This window comes from Sulfidibacter corallicola (assembly GCF_017498545.1).
Classification (GTDB): Bacteria; Acidobacteriota; Holophagae; order Acanthopleuribacterales; family Acanthopleuribacteraceae; genus Sulfidibacter; species Sulfidibacter corallicola.
The window spans coordinates 10,149,044-10,167,764 of sequence record NZ_CP071793.1 but is presented as its reverse complement, the minus strand read 5'-3'; the positions used below and the strand labels follow the sequence as shown (position 1 = coordinate 10,167,764).

At 61.4% G+C, this 18,721-nt stretch carries 10 protein-coding genes; 4 read left to right on the top strand and 6 right to left on the bottom strand.

The window, feature by feature from the left end:
- Nucleotides 1-17: 17 nt before the first annotated feature.
- The 3 genes from J3U87_RS30710 to J3U87_RS30700 form a co-directional block, all read right to left on the bottom strand.
- The gene (locus tag J3U87_RS30710) at nt 18-2,615 is read right to left on the bottom strand and encodes a serine/threonine-protein kinase (protein WP_237379620.1); all 2,598 of its coding nucleotides are present in this window, start codon (nt 2,613-2,615) and stop codon (nt 18-20) included.
- Between the two features lie 260 nt (nt 2,616-2,875).
- Complete coding sequence (bfr, locus tag J3U87_RS30705) at nt 2,876-3,355, bottom strand: bacterioferritin (RefSeq protein WP_237379619.1); 480 nt, start codon at nt 3,353-3,355, stop codon at nt 2,876-2,878.
- 464 nt (nt 3,356-3,819) lie between these two features.
- Nucleotides 3,820-5,442 carry an alpha/beta fold hydrolase gene (locus J3U87_RS30700; RefSeq protein WP_237379618.1) on the bottom strand — a complete coding sequence of 541 codons (1,623 nt, stop codon included), beginning with the start codon at nt 5,440-5,442 and terminating at the stop codon, nt 3,820-3,822.
- Between the two features lie 667 nt (nt 5,443-6,109).
- On the opposite strand from J3U87_RS30700, the gene J3U87_RS30695 reads away from it, so the two are divergent.
- Nucleotides 6,110-6,724 carry a DUF2946 family protein gene (locus tag J3U87_RS30695; protein WP_237379617.1) on the top strand — a complete coding sequence of 205 codons (615 nt, stop codon included), beginning with the start codon at nt 6,110-6,112 and terminating at the stop codon, nt 6,722-6,724.
- Nucleotides 6,725-6,835: 111 nt separating this feature from the next.
- A complete protein-coding gene (locus J3U87_RS30690; protein WP_237379616.1) occupies nt 6,836-7,318 on the top strand; it encodes an SRPBCC family protein in 483 nt (160 codons plus the stop codon).
- A 60-nt stretch (nt 7,319-7,378) separates the two neighbouring features.
- Here J3U87_RS30690 and J3U87_RS30685 read toward each other — a convergent pair whose 3' ends face one another.
- Nucleotides 7,379-10,828 (bottom strand): S8 family serine peptidase, encoded by a 3,450-nt coding sequence (locus J3U87_RS30685; RefSeq protein ID WP_237379615.1) that lies wholly within the window; start codon nt 10,826-10,828, stop codon nt 7,379-7,381.
- A gap of 544 nt (nt 10,829-11,372) precedes the next feature.
- Between J3U87_RS30685 and J3U87_RS30680 the strand changes: the two genes are divergently transcribed.
- Complete coding sequence (locus J3U87_RS30680) at nt 11,373-12,044, top strand: HAD family hydrolase (RefSeq protein ID WP_237379614.1); 672 nt, start codon at nt 11,373-11,375, stop codon at nt 12,042-12,044.
- A gap of 130 nt (nt 12,045-12,174) precedes the next feature.
- Nucleotides 12,175-13,458, top strand: a complete 1,284-nt coding sequence (locus tag J3U87_RS30675; protein WP_237379613.1) for an FAD-dependent oxidoreductase — start codon at nt 12,175-12,177, stop codon at nt 13,456-13,458.
- 42 nt (nt 13,459-13,500) lie between these two features.
- On the opposite strand, the gene J3U87_RS30670 is transcribed toward J3U87_RS30675, so the two are convergent.
- Nucleotides 13,501-14,481, bottom strand: coding sequence for a cache domain-containing protein (locus J3U87_RS30670; protein ID WP_237379612.1), 981 nt, complete (start codon nt 14,479-14,481; stop codon nt 13,501-13,503).
- A 169-nt stretch (nt 14,482-14,650) separates the two neighbouring features.
- Nucleotides 14,651-18,439, bottom strand: a complete 3,789-nt coding sequence (locus tag J3U87_RS30665; RefSeq protein ID WP_237379611.1) for a hybrid sensor histidine kinase/response regulator — start codon at nt 18,437-18,439, stop codon at nt 14,651-14,653.
- Between the last annotated feature and the right edge of the window lie 282 nt (nt 18,440-18,721).

The following is an 18,721-nucleotide window of genomic DNA, read 5'->3' as shown; positions in this document are numbered from 1 at the left end:
GCGGTCGCTATCGGTTGCTACGGCGTGGAATCATCGGCGAGATGGCGCGCGACGCGTCGTTCGGCTTTGGCGGTATCCTCGCCGTTCGGTTGAACCTTCTTCAGGACCTCATGACTGTGCTCCAGGAGCGGTCGGGCTTCTTCGTGACGACCTTGCCCGGCCAGGGTGGCGCCCAGCACGTTTTCCGCACTGGCCGTGCGGTAGTTGTCGCCGATGTACGAGCGACGGTAGATGCTCATCGCGGAACGGGCCAGCGGTTCGGCCTCGCCGTATTGGCCGCGCAGGTAGAGCAATTCGGCCAGCCGGATCTGGGTGTACGCCGTGCGCACGTGATCTTCCCCGTAGTGGGTCAGCGCCACCACCAACGCCTCGCGAAACAGGCGCTCGGCTTCGTCGTGTCGTTGGGTGTCCATGTACAGGGTTCCCAGCCGAGTCTTGCCCATGGCGAAATAGTAATGTCCCGGTTCCAGGTGTTTGGTCCACAACTCGAGGGCTTCCTCCAGCAGCGGCTCGGCTTCCGGATAGCGTTTCATCGCGCGCAAAAGGCGACCCAGGTTGCTGATGGACTGACCCAGGTACGGATGGTTTTGGTCCAGCAGCTTGCGGTCGATCGCCACCGCCTCCTGGAAGAGATTCAGCGCCTGATCGTAGAGACCCTGATCGAAGTAGAGCAGACCCAGATTGGCCAGTACCAATCCCAAATTGCGACTGAAGGGCCCGCCGACCTGGCGGTCGATGTGCTCGACCTGGCGGTACTTTTTCTCCGCGGCGCGATAGTCGCCCTTGATCGTGTCCACGATGGCCAAGGCGTTGAGGCTGTCGCCCAGTGTCGGGTGATCGGAGGCCAAGATCTTGTGGCGTATGTCGTAGGCGCGGGTGTAATAGGATTCCGCTTCCTGAAATCGGCTCATTTCCAGGTTGAAGGAACCCAGGCTATGGAGCGTGTTGCTGACGCGCAGATCCGCCTCGCCGTGAAGCGCGATGCGAATCTTCAGGGCTTCCTTCAAGGTGGGCTCCACCAGGTCCAACATGCTGGCCAGGCGGTAGCTGTAGGCCAGATCCTCCAAGAGCTGTGCGACCTCCTTGTTCTTCGATCCGGTGGCGCCGCGCAAATCCCGAAGTGCCGTTTCGTAGAGTTGGATCGCGCTGGGGTACAGGCCCAATCCGTGATAGGCGGTGCCCATCGAGTGCAACAGGCGCGCTCGTGCCTGGGGGCGGTCGCCCATTTCCGAGCGGATTTCTGCCGCACCGCGGTCCAGGAGTTCCTTGGCCGTAACCGATTCGCCTTTGGATCGATCGGGATTGTTGACCTCGAAAAGTTCCGTCAGAAAGAGCAGGGCCTGCTCGGCCGTGTCTCGCTCCCGTGCGGTTTGCCGCTGGAGATGAAGCGTGTACAGGGCGAAGCTCGACACCGTGGCGAAGAACGCGGTGGTCATGGCCAGGACCCAGCGGTTGCGCACCAAGTATTTGCGGATCCGGTAGGAGACGCTTCGGGTTCGCGCCAGAATCGGCAATCCGCGAAAGTAGCGGTGAATGTCTTCCGAAAATTGTTCGACGGAGGCATAGCGTTCGCCCGGTTCCGAATGAAGCGCCTTGAGCGCGATGTTGTCGATATCGGAGCCCTTGCGAAGCATGCGTCCGAGACGCGAGCGCTTCCCCGGCTCGAAGGAGGGATCCGCCTTGGATTCTCCATCTTCTTCCGGATCTACGGCACTGGGTCGAAGCGGGGGGGTTTCGCAGATCAGGCGCGCTGCCAGAAAGGGTTCGCGGCTGGGAAAGCGGAATGGCCGGCGCCCGGTGAGGAGTTTGTAGAGAATGACCCCCAAGGAGAAGATGTCGGTCGCGGTACCCAGCCGCTCGCCGCGCAGTTGCTCGGGGCTGGCGTATTCGAGCGTCATCATGCGCTCGTTCATGTCCGTCGCGGTTCGCGGTGCGCCGGTGGTCGGGTCCAGCAAGCCCGAAATGCCGAAATCCAACAGTTTCGGATCCCCGTCGCGTGTCACCAGAATGTTTGCCGGTTTCAGGTCGCGGTGGATCACCAGATTTTGGTGGGCGAAGCTCACCGCATCACTGACTTTGGCGAACAGCTTCAGGCGATCGTCCCGGCTCAGCTCCAATCGCGCGCAGTATTGATCGATGGGTTCCCCGTCCACGTACTCCATCACGAAATAGGGCAAACCGTCCGCCGTACTGCCCGCGTCGTACAGTTGGGCGATGGAGGGATGGTTGAGTGCGGCCAGGATTTGTCGTTCCTGGGTGAAGCGGCGCACGATGTGTTCGGTATCCATGCCGCGTTTGAGGATCTTGATGGCGACCTGCAGACCCGTGTCGTCTTCGCGCACGGCGAGGAAGACGAGACCGGTACCGCCCTGACCGATTTCCTGTTCGAGCCGGTAGCTGCCGAGCCGATCGCCGGCACGCGGCGGCGCCAACGCCTCGCGCGAATAGCGCTCCACCTGGTCCGCGCTGTCCAGAAGCGCCATGACCATGTCGTACAGGTCGGGGTCCCGCTCCTGCCAGCTCTCGAGCAATTTCAGGCGTGCGTGAACCGGCATCGCGATCGCTTGCTTGTACACGCGATGCACTTCGCGCATTCGATTTAAATCCGGCTGCATGGGCAACAATCCAGAACGAGGGAAGTGCCACTCGGAACAGTCAAGTGGGTTTGGGTGCTCCTATCTTAGCCCAGGTCGTCGCGTTTCGGCGAATGGGGCTTGGTCGGTAATCCACATCACTGGAGTGCAAAAAGGGGAAGGGGCGTCGACATTCAGTGATATCGACGCCCCTTCGCGTTCATTGCGATTGTTTCGATTCAGCGTTCTCGCCGCTGCCGATGTCTCCCGACGATCACGTGGGTCGGGGGACCGGGTGGGGATCAGTTGCCGTGGCTCCCCATCTGTTCCGCGAGGTAGTTCTCGTAGCTGATGTCTTCGATGAGGCTGAGCTGGGTTTCCAGCCAATCGATGTGTTCTTCTTCTTCTTTGAGAATGGATTCCAACAAATTGCGCGTGGTGTGGTCGCCTTCTTCGAGGGTGATGGCGATCCCCTTCAACAGGTTGTCCACCGCGGCTTGTTCCAGCTTGAGGTCGTTGGCGAGCTGCTCGCGCACCGTGCCGCCGATCCGAATGACGTCGTAGGTGCTCATATCGGGTTTGCCCTCGAGGAACAAAATCCGCTCGATGACCTCGTCGGCGTGCTTCATCTCGTCGATGGACTCGTCCCATGCATGCTTGGCGAGCCGGTTGTAACCCCAGTCTTTGCACATTTTCGAATGAATGAAATACTGGTTGATGCCCGTGAGCTCTTTACATAGGACCTTGTTGAGGACCTTGATAACCTTGGCGTTTCCTTTCATGATCACTCCTTAAACCTTGACCCTCGGTCGAGACTTCCCGAGGAAATGCAGGCGAATCCCTCTCTCGAACCGAGTGAGGATCTGTCGCTTGCGGGGTGTGAGCCCATCTGACCGAGGGGTGGACTCATGCGTGAGAATAGATCCGTTCGGCCATCAAACCGCCGGACTCGCACGGGAGAAGGCTCCCGGGCCGAATCGGGTACGGGCCCTCGCGACGGGCTGAGACGGCCCTGCGAGGTCACCCGACGATGCGTCGGTTTCACTGCTCCCGAGTCTAGCGTCGAAATAGAGTGGGGGTCAAGCTTTGTCGAGGTCTAATTCCAATAAAACCAGGGTTTTGAATCTCTTTCTCAGTTGGAATTGAAACCCATTCGCATAGTCGATTTTGGCCTGCAGGGAAATGGGGTCGGGCGCTCCCGACAGAAACGGCCGGCGCAGGGGCCGACCGCCTCCGTTTGGAGGGTTTAGTCCACCAGCGGGATGCTCAGCACCGATTGCCGAGACGCATTGTGGGGAAAGCGAACCTTGAAGCTGCTCAGGGTCGGCGGACCGTATTGCGGATCGTAGGTGTCGATGGCGACCACCAGTTTGTGGCCGTCAGGCACGTCGTAGGCGGTGGCCACGAAGGGAATCGTGACCCGAATGTCTTCGCCGGGGACGGCATCGTGAAGGGTGATCGGGCCGTGGCTGATCAGCTTGCCGGTGCCGGTCCAATCCATGTCGTACAGGTGCGCGACGAGTTGGGCCTGGCTCTTGGAAGGTCGAATCCAGATGTCGAGTTCGGCGATGCCGCGGATGGCCAGTTCCTCGTCCAGCCATCCCGACTCGTAGACCGTGGCCAAGAAGCGATTGATGCCCGGAACCCAGGTGAGGATGGGGATTTCCAGGTGTGCTTCGAAGATGGGACTGATGACCGGAAGTCCGGTGGTGGCACCGCTGAGGATGCCGCTGTAGATCGTGTTGGTGCGCGTGGTACCGTTGGGGTTGTCGCGAAGCGAGCCGTTGGAAAAAGTGCCGCGCGGGCCCATGTAGAACAGCTCTTCCTCGGCCGGGCCGGTCGGCCAAGCCGCGTAGTGTTCGCGGATGTCGGTGTTTTTCACCACCATCGACACGGGTGGGCGGTCCATGACGCCGTTGTCCTCGCCCTTGAGCCAATGGTCGAACCAGTCGTGCGCGTTGTCCCAGATGAAGTTGGAAATGCCGATCAGGCCCCCCAATTCGGCCGTGGCGTGGATGCCTGGACTCAGGTCCAGCCGCTTGGGTGTCTCCAGTCGCTGGTAGAAGTCGATCAGCGAATTGGGTTGGAACAGTTCGTCTCCGAAGTTCTGGCTGATGTAGACCGGGGCGCCCTTGGCGTTGATGCGGTCGATATAGGTGATCGGCGAGCGACCGGCGGCCCATTCGAGGGTGGCCGGGATATTGCGGTTTGTGAGAACGTTGGTGTACATCTCCAGAATGATGGGGTCCATGTTGCCGGTCAGGTAGCCGGATCCCACCAGGATACCGCCCCACACCAGGCGCGGCGTTTCGTTGGCGAACAGCGATTCGCGCAAGTCGGCCCAGGAGCTCATGGCGACGGCCGTCTTGAGGCGCGGCTCTTGAGCCAGTCCCAGGAGAGAAATGCCGCCGCCATAGGAAATCCCGGAAATGCCGATATTGGCGGCGTCGACCGGGGTGTGGTCCTCCAGCCAGTCGACCGCGGCGCTGAGGTCCTCCATGTCCTTGGGGCCGGCCACGTTGACCTGGCCACCGGAGAAGCCCCAGCCGCGAGAGCTGTAACTGAGGACGATGTAACCGTCGTGGGCGAACTTGGCGGCCTGAACGATGTACTCGTGGTTTTCCAGGGCCCAACTGTTCACGAATATGATGGCCGGGAACTGGGCGTTGGCATCGTCTTCTTCCGGAATGAACACGTTCGCCGAGATTTCGGTACCGTCCTCGGAGGGAAAGAAAATGCCGTCGATATAGGTGACACCGCCGGCGAAAAGCCGCGAGGCACCCACCAAAAGAAGCAGGAAGAGCAGGGCGGGGGAAAAGAATCGGCGGGCTCGATGTGCGCCGCCATTGGGGAATACAAATGAGTTCATGTTGCGCGTCTCCTCTGGGAGTCCGTGCTCGGAGGCTTCGGATCTCCCACTGCTGTCATGATTTGAGCCGCGAAAAGCGAGCTGACTTTTCGGGCCTGGACGCATGGTTCCGCGTGAATCGAAGAGCCTCGGGCACCCGCACCGGCGCGGTGTTCATCCCGTTGACGGACCGATTCCCAGTCGCTGCCGAAGCGGCGATTCGTCAGACGGCAGGCGCACCCCACCCACACCGTCGGGCACGGCTGGGATGCGAAGCGTGTATGGAAAGTCGAATGGAAACAGGAAAGATCGACCCGTCCGGCGGTCCGGGGAGGGGAGAGATGGACCGCGCGCGGAAATGAGTAGAAGGGAAGTGCGGGGGCCAAAGAAGTCCACGTCGGGACTTGATGAAGTGAATGGAAAAAATGCGGAAATGCAAGATGAGGCTAACACAAAAAAACGACAAGGTGTAACGTTAATGTAAAAAAGTGAATATGTTTTCATGATGACGTCGATGTCGGGAAGGCCTCGGAAGGGCTTGGCCCTCACCGCTTCCGGCATTTCCCTCCTGCGCGATTGGGTCTTTTCCCCCCTTGGAAGCGACGACGACGCCCGGCATAATGAACCCAGTGGTTCGGTGGCGGGATCCCCCGACCGCGACCTCGTTTCTCTGTGGAGGAGGACGGACGTGCCTTATCCTCATCTCGATGCCGACATGCTGCGCGCCATGGCGCGTTGGCCGAATGTGCCGTCGGTATTTGGTTGGCTGGCCTTGGATCGGGGCGGTCGTTGGCTTTTGCGCGGTGTGCCGATCAAGCATGCGCGCATTCTTCAGGCGGTCAACGCCAACTACAGCCGTGACGATCGCGGCCGCTGGTTTTTTCAAAACGGACCCCAGCGAGTGTTTGTCGCCCTGCCGGGCGCACCCTGGGTCGTGCACCGGATCTCCGAGGATGCGATGGCTTGGCGGACCCAAACCGGTCTCCCGATCACCCGCGTGACGCGTACCTGGATCGATGAGGATACCGCGCTCTATTGGGAAACCGAGCATGGGCTCGCGCTGGTTTCCGATCGGGACTTGGGATCCGCGTTCGAGCTGATTCACGATACGCAGGAACGGCCCGCCGATTTCGATCGCTTCAACCATTGGCTGGACGAGGGCGTGGTGGTCGAAGCCGAGGAATCGGAGGTGTTCCGCTACCGGTGGTTGGATGGTTCGGTCCCGATCGGACGGTCCACCCGCGCCTACCTTGCGGCACACTACGGCTTCGAAAACGAACCGCGAGATCCGGGCCCATCCTAGGCACTGTCCTTTCCTTTTCGCAGGGCTGAAACCCTCGCGCGGCGCGTTGCAACGACGCCCGATTGGTAAAATGGAGGCGATGACGATCGATCGGAACCGGGACGGTGCGCGATGAAGCTCCACGAACTCGAACGCGAACAGCTACTGGCAGTGGGCCTCGACGAGGCTTGGCGTTTTTTTTCGAGCCCCCGAAATCTCGATCGCATCACGCCGCCCGATCTGCGATTTCGCATCATCAGCACCGACATTGACGGGATGTTTCCTGGACAAATCTTGGAATATCGCGTCAAGGCCATCCCTTTTTTGTGGCAGACCTGGGTCACCGAGATCAAGCACCTGTCCGAGCGAAGTAGTTTCGTGGACGAACAACGGCTGGGACCCTACGCGTTTTGGTTCCATCGCCATACCTTCACGCCGGTGGACGGGGGTGTCTTGATGAAGGATCGGGTGTCCTACGCCATGCCGTTCGGCATCATTGGGAACCTGGTGCATCGCCTATACGTTCGGCGCAAACTCGAATGGATTTTCGATTTCCGCTACCGGGAGTTGGATCGGTTGTTCAACCGAAGCGGTGCCTATCCGCCGGCCGCGTAAAGGTCGAGCACCTGGACCGACGGGTGTATCGAAACATGCCGGAAACCATCTCCTTCGGGCCTAATAGGATGCTTCGCAGGTGATCAGATCCAAGACATCGAGGGGCTCGGGCCAGAGCGTAAACAGGCTCTCGAATTCCTCCACACTGGCGCAATCGTGGCGGAACCCCAGTGATGAGAGCAGATTGCGCATGACTTGCACTCGGCGTTCGAACACCATCGCCTCGAAGGGAAACGCCCAGAACAGGGTACGCCAGGTTTCGGTTTCCAGAACCAGGCCGGCGCCGCCCTGGTCACCCACGACCGACACGCGCGCGGATTCGGTGGCAGTCAAATCGTCGGAAAAGTTGATGAAGGGATAATCCAGGGGTAGCGAGCCCAGTTCCGCCCAGGGAGCCTCGGTTCCTTCGATGCGTTCGTGCTCGACCTCGGGATTCACCGAAGCGAGGCCCAGGTAATCGCGCATGAAGGGCGTCGGTTGGTCGTGGGTGGGACCGCCGAGGTCGTACACGTAGTCCTGGGTGATCAGCCAGAACATGCCGCCCGATTCCAGGAACGAAACGATGGCGGCTTCGTTTGTGGGAAGGGGACCCGCTTTCGGCTCCACCCCGTCGACCGCATCGCCCGAAAACCAGATGACCAACTCGTAGGCGGCAAGGGTTCCGGCATCCGGTTCCGTCGTGCTGTTTTGGGTGTCCCACACCTCGTAGGGCTGGTGCAAGGCGTCGAGCACATCCGTGTAGGCCGCGCGTACATCGGGGAAATCATCGTCGTCGTCCACCAGCAGCAGCGGCTTGCGCGTCCGCGTCCGGAAAGTGCTCGTATCGCCGACCGGCCCATCGCCACAGGCGTTGCTGGGTCGAATGCGCCAAAAGTAGGCCGTGTCGGGTTCGAGGACCTGATTCGACAGGAAAAAAAGATCCTCGGTGGATTCCGAGAGCACCATCTGCTCAAAGGCCGCGTCCAGGGCCACCTCGATGCGGTAGGACTCGGCGAGCGCGGCCGCCTGCCAGGTGAAGCGGGGGCGAAGGTGGATGTCCTGCGCGTCGGGTTGCGGTTCGCCGGGATGCGCCGCCGGTGGCGGTTCGGCCACCAGTTCCAGGCTCAACGCGATGTTTTCGGACCAGTTGCCGCCCTCTGCGGAAACCGAGAACGGATAGGTCCCCGGTGCGACGGCATCGGTCTGGGAAATGGTCAGGGTAACCGCGGCGGGCGGTGTCACCTGGGCGTTGTCGAACTGGGCCGAGAGACCTTTGGGCAGGCCCGAGACTTCCAGGGTCACCGTTTGGTCGAATCCGTTCAATGCCAGCAGGTCCAGGTTGAAGTGAGCTTGGTCGGCGGCACACGCGGTCGTTTTGTTGGCTCGAGGAATCATGTCGAAGATGGGACGTTTGCGGCAATTCCAGCAGACGACGGCGAAATCCTGATCGAGAAAGCCGGGCAGGTTGGGCAGGCCGTCGGAATTGATGTCGACCGCCAACACGTCGATATCGAAGTCACCGGCCACCGTTTCCAGAAACACCCCTTCCGTGTTGTGGCGGGTGTCGGGTGCGGTGCCGGGCGGTGTCCACCCGTTTTCGTCGAACTGGTTGCCGCTGAACGTCTCTCCCGCGACACGCACCCTCAAATCCAAATCGTTGTTCCAGGCCGGGGTCGTTCCGCCGAGACCGTGGCCGGCCGCATCGGTCCAGACCAGCATGACGCGCACCGGTTCACCGGGCTGATCCACGGTCATCGGTGTTCGCCAGGTGACGTTCGACTCGCGGAATATCGTTTCCTGATCGAAGTAAACCACCGCAACACCGGGGTCGAGCAGGGCGGCCAGATTCAACCGGCCCCAACCCTGTTTGGAATCGAAGGGCTGACCCATGACCTGACCGTCCGCATCCTGGTTCCCGGCCAGGCTCGTTGCGGAAACCAGCAGGGCCGCCTTGGTGAGCGCGGGCGAAGGGTCCTGGCCGCCGGCGTTGTCGGGATGCGCCCGGTACCGTTCGATAAAGAGTGCCGCGGCCCCGCTCACGTGGGGCGAGGCGGCACTGGTGCCGCACATGAAACCATAGGTATCGCCCGTGCGCGGCGAATCCACGTAGCAGCCCGGCGCGACCAGGTTCGGCAGGTGCCGGCCGTCGAGGCAGGGACCGTGCGCCGAGCGGTCGCTGATGTCGCGGGTGGCCGTGCCCATCTGCTGGCCCGTGTTGGCCTGGGCGACCGTGGCGCCGACCGTGATCAGGTTCTTGCCTTCGTCCGGCGTACCTTGGCTGCTGGTGCCGCCGTTACCGTTGGCGATCGACAGCACGTAGTGGAGCGGTTGATCGCCGAGCGCCTCCGGATCGGCGTCGCGCACGGCGATATCGGCTTCGAGCGTGTCGCTGTCGTAGCCGCGTGGCGTGGGGGAGGGTCCCCAACTGTTGTTCGAGATGATCGCGCCGTTGCGCACCGCCTCGCGGGTCAGCAGAGAGATGTCCCGGCAACACAGGTTCGTTTCCTTGAAGAGGTAGAAGAATTCGATGAGTGACGCACCCGGTGCGACGCCCAGCCCGCGGTTGAAGTCGTCGCCGTCCAAGACGCCCTGACTGCCGTCGCCCGCCGCGATCCCGGCGGTTTGGGTACCGTGATGGGAAAACTTCTCCTCACCGCAGGTCTCGCCGGTACAGGGGAGCACGCGGCCGCTCAGGTCGCCGTGCAACTGATCCATTCCCGTGTCGACGGAGGCGATCGCGATCCCGTCACCCGAAAGACCCAACGTGGCCAGCCAAGCGGCGTAACCCGGGTCGGCCAGGTCGCTCTGGTTGACGTTGCCGGCGACGATCTGGGCGGTCAATTCGCCGCGGTTGCCGCCGTCGCGGGCGACGGGTTGAAGCGTGTAGACCCCAGGTATGGCGGCAGCCGACACCATCGACGAGGCCGGCAGGGTGGCGCGAATCGAGTGCCACATGCGGCCGACCTTTCGAACCTGATTCACCGTCCCGCCAAGCTGGACCAGTCGGCGACCGACGGTCTCGGCGCGAATCGCCCGGTACACCAGCAGCACCACCTCCGCACTCGCGGCGCGCTCCAGCTCGGTGCGCCACTCGGGGAGCAATCGGTAGCCCGAATGGAAGGGACCGCTCCAGCGCACGAAGGGTAGGGAGGCGGTCCGGGCTTCTCCGCCCCGCTCGTTCCAAACCACATAGGCGTGGGGCGCGATGTAGCGGAGGGGATGCAATCCATTGTTTTTCAAAGTCTCGAGCCACTGGGGCCGGGTCGCGCCCTGGAGCTGGACCAGGTGCAGGTCGGGCCCCGTTTCCGCTTTGGCGGATACCTGCTCGTGCGGCGCCGGAGTGCCCTCGAGGGGATCGAAGCGGTGACCGCCCAGATCGAGGACATAGGAGCCCGGTTTCGGTGCCGTCGACTGGGTCAGACCCGGAAGACCGAGGATGCATAACGCGAGGGCAAACAGCCTGCAACAGGTGCTTTTGGTCGAGGTGATGGGTCGATCGAGTGGGTGGGAGGGAGAAATGTGGGCGGTCATGAGATCCTGCGTTTTTGGACTTCACAGTGTCCATCCAGAGACGGGAAAAACGCGATTGCCGTGTTCATTCGCTTGGATGGGCACGCGATCAGCCTTCAGGTGTCGGCAAGGTTACCTTCGGGTGATTGGCTGAAACCTGTCTGCATGGGGAACCCGGCCATGGCCGAGAAACCGTTTCAAATAACCCTGGTTTCCGGATAGGTACTCTCTGATTAGACGGATCGATCGAGGACGCGAACCTTTCGCCGCTTCGCGATTCCCGTGTCCGGGACATGGGACCCATTCGGGGGTTCCGGATCGAAAATCCACAAATGCAGACCGATACGCGCCCGGTGAAAAGCGATCCGATTCGCGATACCCATCGGAACAGTTGGCAACCATGATCCCAAATCCGCCGCGGTTTGGCAACGCACCGGGCCTAATGCGGAAATCGCCTTTCGCCTGATTTCGGGTTACAATATGCCTACTTTCGAATCCAAAAAGACGGTCTCCCGTTTCGGCGTCCCCATCCGGTGGCGTCGCGATCTACTCGGTGGGAAGGTTCATGACACTCAGCGCAGCCTACAAAGCGGTCATCTTCGACCTGGACGGAACCCTGCTCGATACCTTGACGGATATCGCGACCTCCATGAACCACGCGCTCAACGGCCTGGGTTTGCCCGGTCACGAACCCGAAGCCTACAAGCTGTTCGTGGGCGAGGGATCCTACAAACTCGCCGAGCGCGCCTTGCCCGAAGATCGGCGCGATCCGGAGACCATTTCTTTTTGTGAAGCTTCGTTTCTGGCCTTTTACGAGAAACACTGGCGAGATGCGACTCAGCCCTACCACGGGATTCCCGAACTGGTGACGCGCCTGCACGGATCGCAAATCCGCATGGGTGTGTTGTCCAACAAGCCGGACGATTTTGTCCATCGTTGTGTGGACGCGTTTTTTCTGCGCGACACGTTCGACATGGTGCGCGGCGCCGCGCCTGGCATGCCCAAGAAACCCAATCCCAGTACCTTGACCACCATGCTCGAGCGCATGGCGCTCTCGGTCAGGCAGGTCGTCTTCGTCGGCGACACCGGGATCGACATGCGTACCGGCCGGTCCGCCGGCGCGTTCGTGGTCGGGGTGACCTGGGGCTTTCGCGACGAGGACGAACTCTATCGCGATGGGGCCGAGGCCTTGATTCATCAGCCTCGCGAGTTGCTCCGTTATTTGGGCATGTCGTGACCGTGGCCTTGGAATCATTCTGCGCGCCACAATCGAGAATCCGCTCCCTTCTCAGGCTTCACATCTCGCCGCCGATCCACGATCTTGCGGCGCCTCTGCGTTCGAATTCGAAATCCGGAAGGGGATCCCCATGATGAATCCAATGCGTATCGCGGTTATCGGAAGCGGCATTGCCGGATTGACGGCAGCATGGGTTTTGGGACGGGACCATCACGTCACGCTGTTCGAACGCCATCCCATCCTGGGGATGGACGCCCACGGCATCGACATCGATCACGGCGGCGTCCAAGCCCGTGTGGACGTGCCTTTGCGGGTGTTTTACGAGGGATACTACCAGACCCTTCTGAAGGTCTACCGTGCGGTGGGCATCGAGGTCGAGAAAGTCAATTACGCTTCCAGTTTCAGCAAGATCGATCGGCGTCCCTATTTTCGTTTCGACAATTTGCTGATGGGGCCCGTTTCATTTCCCTTCGTGAGCGGTTTGACCAGTCTGCAACGACCTTCGCTACGCATCCTGCGCGACCTGTGTCGCTTTTATCTCGAAGCGCCGCTGGCCCTGAAGTCCGGCTCGCTGCGCGGTATGACCATCGAAGCGTTCATGAAGGATCGCGGTTATTCCCACGATTTCGCTGCCGACTTCCTCTACACCGCCTACGCCGGGATCTGCACCTGTTCGCTCGAGGCTGTCAGGGCCTATCCGGCCGAGATCATTATCGATTACATGACCAAAGGCGTCTTGTTCACCGGGGTCAGGCGAGTCAGGCTGGGGTCGCGCGAGGTCGTGTCGCTGCTGGCGGAAAACGCCGCGGAGCTGTGCTGCGGCCGAAGTGTCCAGGAAGTGAGGCGCGAAGGAGAACGGGTCGTGGTGAGCTGTGAAGGCGAGGAGGCTCGGCTTTTCGATCACGTGGTGTTCGCGACCCAGGCCAACCAGGTCGCGAAGATCATGCAGCAAATGACCGAGGACGAGCGCGAGACCCTGGATCGCTTCACCTACGAACGGAGCGAAGTCGTCATGCACACCGATCCGGCGCTTTGCACGCCGAACCAGCGGGACTGGAGCCCCGTCAACTTCGTGACGCGAAAGGGCGAGGCGAGCCCGATGGCCACCATCTGGATGAACCGGGTTCAGCCCGAGCTGCGAGACACGAAACCCATTTTCCAGACTTGGAACCCCTTGGTCGAAGCCAGGGAGGAAACCGTGCTCAGCAGGTCTTCCTTCGAGCGTCCCGTGGTTTCCGCCGAAAACGAAATTGGCTGGCGGGAGTTGATGCGCATCCACGACCAACCGGGACGAAGGGTCTGGTTTTGTGGAAGCTATGCGGGATTTGGCATCCCGCTGCTGGAAAGTGCGGCCCAATCGGCCGTGGTGGTCGCGCGCCGGCTGGGTGTGTTGCCGCCGTGGGAAAGTCGCTGAGGAAGATTGCCGTAACGCCTGGCTCGCGGCCTGGTTCGCGCTTCAGGTTTCGGTGGCCACGGGGGTTCCGGCGGTCTTGCGGTCCAACCCCGGTTGGGGTTCCCAGTTCTTGCGCACGAAGCCGACGAACACCAGGGCCGTCAGCAGAATCGTGAGGGTGAGCGAGGCGAACATGAAGCGCATGTGGTTGGCTTGGGCACCGTACGCCTCTTCCTCGTCGATTTTCACCACGATGCTCCAGTCCAGGTGCGGCAGTTTGCGGGTCATCGCCAGTACGCTTTTGCCGCGATAATCGGTGGTTTCGGTCAGAACCCCGTCTCTCAGCTCGAGCGGATCGATCTTGACGGCTCGCATCGGCTCGCGATCTTGGCGCAAGGGTGTGATGGCGATGGGCGGGCCGTTCTCGCGGTGCATGACGAGCATGGTCTCACCCGTTTTGCCGAGGCCCGTGTAATCGGCGGTGACCTGGTTCAGGGTCTCGGTCCTGGCGAGCACCATCAGGACACCGATGGTCTTGCCTTCCAGAATCAGCGGGCCCGACAGCTCCAACCTGGGCGTGCCCGCCACGAAGGTGGCCAACTGGGAGGTGTAGCCCTTGATGCCTTTTTGGAACGAAGGGTCGTCCTTTCGCATGTCCCCGAGGTGGGTCTCTTTCGTGGAAGCCACCACTTCACCGTCCAGGTCGAGGACGTCGATATCCTCGAACTCCCAGGTCGCGTTGCGGGCATCCCTCAAGATCTTGTTCATGCGCGCCCGCTCGCTGGGATCTTCGCCCTGCTGAAAGGCCCTCAGCGATAGCCGCAATTGGGTGCGGCTGTTGACCAATGCGAGCTGATTGAGGTTGTGCTCGATGATGGTGTCGACGTGGTTGATCTGGAGTTGCGCGGTCGTTTGCAGGTGGGCACCGACGGCGTCACAGAGGGCGGACTGGCTCATTCGGAAGCCGATCAGGGCGGTGAGGAACAGGCCCAGCAAGGCGGCACACAGGGTCGCGATCACCCCACGAAGGGCGTGAATGGTCATGGATCGATGGCCTCGGTAAATCGTGGTGCAGAAAGAAAAGTAGCTTCAAGTCTACCATGGCGTTTTTGTGAAAAGCGGGCCGTCTCGCGGTAAATCCGAGAAGGCGTCGCCATTCTCGCGAGTTCCCGAAGTCGAACGGGTGTATCCGATGGCCCGGGGCCCGCACTGCCTAACTGGACTCCGCCTTCGAGGACTCTCGTGAGATGGCCCTCAATTGCAGGTGGGTTTGGACGCGCAACAACAGTTCTTCCTTCGAGATCGGCTTGGTGAGGTAGTCGTTGCCGCCCGCCTGGAAGCCGGTCACCAAATCCGACACGCGCGTTCGGGCCGTCAGGAAAATGATCGGCAATTCCAGGATCGAGTAATCCTTGCGCATCAGTCGGCAGGCTTCGTAGCCGGACATTTCCGGCATCATGATGTCCAACAGGACCAGGTCGAAGGGTCCGCTGTTCGCCAGGGCGCGGATGGCCTGCGGACCGCTCGCCGCTTCCGTCAACTCGAAGGGGCCGGGACTCAGGTGGTTCACCAGGACTTGTCGGTTGACCGGTTCGTCGTCCACGATCAGCAGATGAAAGCGGGGTTGGGTGCCGTCCTGGGCCGGCATGGGTGCGGTGGTCTGCGCGGCCGGTTTGCCGACCCGCGGCCGGAAATCCGGCTGTATTCGCGGAGAAACCTCCGTTTCGGGTCGGAAGGGCTCTTCGCTTACCTCGGTTCCGTCCGAGAGCGGCAGCGTGAAGGAAAAGGTGGCGCCGTTGCCGGGCGTGGAGGCCACCCAGATGCTTCCTCCGTGTAGTTCCACCAGTTGGCGCGTGACCGCGAGGCCGAGCCCCGCCCCGCCGCGCGATCGCTCCAGGGAGCCGTCCAACTGTTCGAAGGACTCGAAGATGGCCGTCTGCAGCGTTTCCGGAATGCCCATGCCGGTATCTTTGACGTGGATTTCCACCCGATCGCCGCGCACGTCGGCCGAAACCATCACCTTCCCCGAATCGGTGTACTTGATGGCATTGCCCACCAGGTTGTACATGATCTGCTGCAGGCGATTGCGATCCGCCATCACCGGCGGCAGGTCGTCGGGTACCGAATTGACGAGTGTCAGGTCCTTGTCGGCGCCCAGAGGTTGGGAAAGTGCCAGGACCAATCCGGCCACTTCCTGGAAGTGAATCGGCTGGGTGTCCAATTGCAGGCTTCGGTTCTTGAGCTTGGCGAAGTCGAGAATGTCGTTGACCAGGCCCGAAAGGCGCTTGCCGGCCGAGACGACCATCGTCAGGTCGTGGGAGAGCTTGCGGTTCAGGGGACCCGCGGCGCCGTCCAACAGAGATTCGGTGAGTCCGACGATGCCGTTCAGGGGCGTTCTCAGCTCGTGTGAGGTGTTGGCCAGAAATTCGTCCTTCAACCTGTCCAGGTGACGCAAGCGTTCGGAGATCTCGCGTTCCTTGGCGGTCAGCCGGCGTTCCTGCTTCAACTTGCGAGTCTGAACCCGCTGGTAACCCCACAGTACCGAAAGCAGCAATAGAACATAAAAAGCGTATGCCCAGATAGTTAGCCAGGGTGGAGGTGCTACTTGCAAATGGAGCTTCAGGCCTGGCGTATGCCATACGTTCTCGTCGTTGGAACCCTGAACCACCAGCGTATAGTCTCCAGGCTTCAGGTTCGTGAAGATCAGATTGCGTTTGGTGCCCAGGTCCACCCAGCGATCCACCAGCCCCTCCACCCGATAGCGGTAGCGATTCTTTTGGGGACGGGTGTAGTCCAGGGCAGCCAACTCTAACGAAAGTAGGGTGTTGCGGTAGCTGAGTTGCAGATCCTCCAGGTCGCCGAGAGGCTGTTCCAATTGAAAATCCGGATCCGCCGTGCTGAGGTCCGTCAACACGATGGGCGGCACATAGGTGCTTTCCACGATTTGGCGTGGGTCGAACCACAGCACCCCCTTGGGCGTGCCGAAATAGATGCGGCCCGAGTCGCCGGCCCATTGGGACCACGGCACGAACTCGTGATCGAGCAAGCCGTCTTCGCGGCTGTAGCGCTTCAGGATGCGACGCGAGCTGGGGTCCATTTGACACAGGCCCTTCTGGGTCCCGATCCAGAGCATGCCGTCCTTGGCGCGGACGACACCCGTCAGGTTGCTGCTGGGCAAGCCGTCCCGCTGACCGAATCGCTGGGCGCGATAGCTGGCCCCCGACCATTCGAGCAGGTTGAGGCCGCCGCCGAAGGTGGCCACCCAGAGCGCGCGATCCTGGGTTTCGGTATCCTCCAAAAGGCCGGTGATGGTGTTGTGACTCAGGCTCTCGCCGTTTCCTGGCTCCTGCTTGAAATGGCGGAAGGCGGCGCGGTGCGGCTGGGTGGGATCCTCCAGCAGGTTGAGGCCACCGCTGATGGTGCCGATCCACAGCCGGCCCTTGCGGTCGGCCAGCAGGGAGATCACGCGATTGTCGCTGAGGCTGGTGATCTCGTCCGGGTCGTTTTCGAAGTGGGTGAAGGTCTCCGCTTCCACGTCCATGCGATCGAGGCCGCCGCCGAAGGTCGCGATCCACAGGATGCCCGCACTGATCTCGCGGATGGCCCGCACCTTGTCGTGGCCCAGCGATTGCGGATCGTCGGGGTCGTTGCGGTAGTGTCGAAAGCGTTCGGTCACCGGATCGAAACAGTCGAGGCCGCGATCCTGGGTGCCGATCCACAACACCTGGCTGGAATCCTGGTACAGGCTGAAGATTTCGTCCTGGGCCAGGCTGTCGGGATCGTCGGGATCGTTGTGGTAGTGTACCCATTGGTTGCGTTCGAAATCGTAGCGGTCGAGGCCGCCGCCCACGGTGCCGATCCACAGGCGTTGCTGGTGGTCCTCCAGGAGGGGAATGGGCTGTGGGGCGCTCATCGAGTTCGGGTTGTCGGGCTCGTGGGTGAACGCGTTGAAGTAGCGACGTCGGGGATTCCAACGGCTGAGCCCGTGGCCCATGAGGCCGAACCAGAGTAGCCCCGACTGATCTTCCAGAATGGTTTCGATGCGATTGGCGCCGATGCTGTCCGGTCGCGCCGGATCGTGGCGATGGTTCAGGAAGCGGTTGTGTTTGGGGTCGTACTCGTACAGGCCGGCGCGTTGGGTGCCGATCCACAGCCGGCCGCGGCGATCTTCGAGAAGGGCGTTGACGGCCCCACCGGTGAAGCCCGGCGAGCCGTCGCGGCCCGGGCCGAAATAGCGCAGGCGGTTGCTGTTGGGGTAGAGGTGGTAGAGCCCGTCGATGGCCCCGATCCACATCACGCCACTGCGGCTGATGTGCAGTGCCAACACTTCCGCCCGAGTGAGGTTGCCCGGCTCGTCGAACACTTCGCTGGCGTTCCAGCAGTGCCGGCTCGAGGGTTTGTAGATGAACAGGCCCTGACCGGTACCCAATACCAAGAGGTTGTTGACCTCCGCCATGCAATAGATGTTGGTCGGCGTTTTCGCGGGAACCATGCGGAACCGGTTCTCGGATCGGTCGTAGGTGTAGAGGCCCCGCTCCGAGCCCATCCAGATCACGCCCTCCTTGTCCTGAATCATGGAGAACACGGCCGGTTGGGTGAGGGTCTCGCCTTCGCCCAGGATCGGAATCTTTTCGAACTCGTTGCGGGCTGCGACGAAGCGGTCGACGCCGCCGGTCTGGGTGCCCACCCAGAGTTGGCCGTCGCGATCTTCCAGCAGGCAACTCACCCAGTTTTCAGAAATCGAGTGGGGGTTGGCGGGATCGTGTTGAAAATGTTGGTATTCGTAGCCATTGAAGCGATTGAGACCGCCTTGGGTACCGATCCAGAGGAATCCCCAATGGTCTTGAATCATGCAGGTCACCACGCTTTGGGAAAGCCCGTCGCTGGTGGTGCTGTGCTCGAACCGCAGAGGTGGGCGCACCGGGTCCTGGAGTTGGTACCAGGCGAACCCGCGCACACCGGGTCCGAACAGCAGAAGCATGAGGAAGATGCGCGGCAACATGAGGAGAGGGGACCCCTTGCTGGTTTCGATAGGCGGAAGGTTCCTAGGGAACGGAATGTCTGGGCGGTCTGGGCGCGGAACGGATGTCGTGATCATTGTAACGCCTGTTTCAGTGTCTGCATCGGTCGGATGGCTTCGAACCTGAGTCTTGGGCCCCGAACGCGGGGCCCATGCCCCTCCGGAAACCCGCGATCGCTCGGGGTCGGGTACTTCCGGTCGTCTCGTGCGCCGATCTTGACAGCCGTCCGCGCGCACCTCTATAGTTCCGAAAATCGGATCACC

Bases quoted from the DNA above. Each gene is read 5' to 3' on its own strand.
- J3U87_RS30665 (WP_237379611.1), bottom strand. From the start codon at position 18,439: ATGTTGCCGCGCATCTTCCTCATGCTTCTGCTGTTCGGACCCGGTGTG.
- J3U87_RS30710 (WP_237379620.1), bottom strand. From the start codon at position 2,615: ATGCAGCCGGATTTAAATCGAATGCGCGAAGTGCATCGCGTGTACAAG.
- J3U87_RS30685 (WP_237379615.1), bottom strand. From the start codon at position 10,828: ATGACCGCCCACATTTCTCCCTCCCACCCACTCGATCGACCCATCACC.
- J3U87_RS30670 (WP_237379612.1), bottom strand. From the start codon at position 14,481: ATGACCATTCACGCCCTTCGTGGGGTGATCGCGACCCTGTGTGCCGCC.
- J3U87_RS30675 (WP_237379613.1), top strand. From the start codon at position 12,175: ATGATGAATCCAATGCGTATCGCGGTTATCGGAAGCGGCATTGCCGGA.
- J3U87_RS30700 (WP_237379618.1), bottom strand. From the start codon at position 5,442: ATGAACTCATTTGTATTCCCCAATGGCGGCGCACATCGAGCCCGCCGA.
- J3U87_RS30690 (WP_237379616.1), top strand. From the start codon at position 6,836: ATGAAGCTCCACGAACTCGAACGCGAACAGCTACTGGCAGTGGGCCTC.
- J3U87_RS30680 (WP_237379614.1), top strand. From the start codon at position 11,373: ATGACACTCAGCGCAGCCTACAAAGCGGTCATCTTCGACCTGGACGGA.
- bfr (WP_237379619.1), bottom strand. From the start codon at position 3,355: ATGAAAGGAAACGCCAAGGTTATCAAGGTCCTCAACAAGGTCCTATGT.